The 2,469-nt window shown below is 71.7% G+C and carries 1 protein-coding gene and 1 pseudogene; one reads left to right on the plus strand and one right to left on the minus strand.

Annotation, left to right across the window (positions count from 1 at the left end):
- On the minus strand, positions 1-683 hold a 683-nt coding region (pyrF, locus tag A6302_RS20015; RefSeq protein WP_069308488.1), incomplete at its 3' end, for an orotidine-5'-phosphate decarboxylase.
- Positions 684-874: 191 nt separating this feature from the next.
- Here pyrF and A6302_RS20020 point away from each other — a divergent pair.
- Positions 875-2,313 (plus strand): annotated as a pseudogene (locus tag A6302_RS20020) (cobyric acid synthase).
- Positions 2,314-2,469 lie beyond the last annotated feature (156 nt).

Raw genomic sequence — 2,469 nt, forward strand, 5'->3', positions numbered from 1 at the left:
CCCTGGGCGCCGACGCCGGGGGCGAGGATCAGGCTCTGCGGCAGGCGGTCGAGCACGGGCATCGCGTCGTCCAGCGTCGCGCCGATCACGGCGCCGACCGGGCCGGTCGCCGTGCCGGCGATCTCGACGTTGAAGGCGGTGATCTCGTCGGCGAGTTGTTCGGCGATGGTGCGCCCGTCGGCAAGGCGGGCGTTCTGCAGCTCCAGCCCTTCCGGGTTGGACGAGCGCGTCAGCACGAACAGGCCGGCCTCGTGCTCGGCAGCGCGGTCGACCACCGGGCGCAGCGCGCGGGCGCCGGTGTAGGCGCCGACCGTGATCGCGTCGCTCGGAAAGCCGGCGTCCTCGCCGAGCCAGGCGGCGGCATAGGCGATCAGCGTGTGGTCGATGTCGAGGCGCTTGACGTCGGACAGGCACAGGGCGCCGGCGGCGTGGATCGCGTCCATCACTTCGGTCAGCGCGAGGAATCCGGCCGGGCCGAAGCGCTCGAAGAAGGCGACCTGCGGTTTGAACACCCCGACCCGCTCGCCGGTGGCCTCCACGAGGCGCAGGCCGAAGTCGCGCGCGCCTTCGGCCGTGACCGGCAGGCCCCAGCTCTGCAGCGTCTCGGGCGCCGGGTCGATGCCGACGCAGAGCGGCGAGCGGCGGGCGGCGATCTCGTAGAAGCGGACGGCGAAGGAGGGCATCGAAGGCCTCGTCGGGCGGTGGACGTCTGAGTGCCCCGTTCCTATCGCCCCGGCCGGTCGGCGTCCACCCGCGCGGGGTCAAGCGGCGAGGAATCGTCGGCTGCGGCGCTGTCCTGCACTGTGATTTGCCGCGCGATCGGCTATTGCTCTACCGCTGTTCAAGGTGGAGGCAGGATGAGCGCGCGCGCGTGATGTTTCAGGGGACCGGATCGGACGTCGGCAAGTCGCTGATCGTCGCCGGGCTCTGCCGGCTGCTTGCCGCGCGCGGCCTGCGGGTGCGGCCGTTCAAGGCGCAGAACATGTCGAACAACGCCGCGGTGACCTCCGACGGCGGCGAGATCGGCCGGGCGCAGGCGTTGCAGGCGCGGGCGGCGGGCGTGCCGCTCTCGGTCCACATGAATCCGGTGCTCTTGAAGCCGGAGGCCGAGACCGGATCGCAGGTGATCGTGCAGGGCCGGCGGATCGGCTCCTGCCGCGCCCGCGAATATCAGGATCTCAAGGCGAGCCTGATGCCGGCGGTGCTCGAGAGCTTCCGGATCCTCTCGGCCGAGGCCGACATCGTGCTGGTGGAGGGGGCGGGCAGCGCCTCGGAAATCAATCTGCGCGCCAATGACATCGCCAACATGGGCTTTGCCCGCGCCGCCGACATTCCCGTGGTGCTGATCGGCGACATCGACCGCGGCGGCGTGATCGCCAGCCTCGTCGGCACGAAGGCGGTGATCGATCCGGACGACGCGGCGCTGATCGGCGGCTTCCTCGTCAACCGTTTTCGCGGCGACCCCAGCCTGTTCGACGAGGGGATGCGGATGATCGCGGACCGGACCGGCTGGCGGGCGCTCGGCCTCGTGCCGCATCTGCCGGATGCCGCGCGCCTGCCGCCGGAGGACGCGGTGATCCTCGACCGCGGGCTGGCGGAAGGCGCGGGCGGGCGGGTCCGCATCGCCGTGCCGGTGCTGTCGCGCATTGCCAATTTCGACGATTTCGACGCGCTGCGCCGCGAGGCCGACGTCGATCTCGTGTTCGTGCCGGCCGGCTCACCGCTGCCGGTGGCCGATCTCGTGATCCTGCCTGGCTCCAAGGCGACGATCGCCGATCTCGCCTTCCTGCGGGCGCAGGGCTGGGACGTGGATCTCGCCGCCCACGTGCGGCGCGGGGGCAGGGTGATCGGCATCTGCGGCGGCTTCCAGATGCTCGGGACCATGATCGCCGATCCGGACGGGATCGAGGGGCCGCCGTCCACGGTCTCCGGGCTCGGCCTGCTCGACGTCGAGACGGTGATGACCGACGACAAGACGCTGACCGAGGTGCAGGGCGTCTCGGCAGCGGGCGTGGCGCTGTCGGGCTACGAGATGCATGTCGGGCGCACGGAAGGGCCGGACCGGGCGCGGCCCTTCGCCCGGCTCGGCGGGGAGGGGCGGCCGGACGGGGCGATCTCGCCGAGCGGCCGGGTCACGGGCACCTATCTCCACGGCCTGTTTCACCACGACGCGCAGCGGGCGGCGATCCTTGCCGGGATCGGGGCGGCGTCGTCGCTTGCCTATGATGCGGACGCGAGGCGGCGCTAGACGCGCTGGCGGCGCATCTGGCGCGGCATGTGGACGTGGAGGCGATCCTGGCGATGGCGCGGTGAGGGGGCGTATCGGGAGTCCTGAGCAAGGATGCCACCTCTCCCTGTCCCTCCCCCTCCAGGGGGAGGGGACGATGAAGGGGAGGGTGATTTCCCTCGCCGGCGTCTCGCCGTAACGAGCGGCCGCTTTGCGAAGATCCCCTGGAGTCTTGCGTCCCC

Origin of the sequence: Methylobrevis pamukkalensis, assembly GCF_001720135.1 — a bacterium.
GTDB lineage: Bacteria > Pseudomonadota > Alphaproteobacteria > Rhizobiales > Pleomorphomonadaceae > Methylobrevis > Methylobrevis pamukkalensis.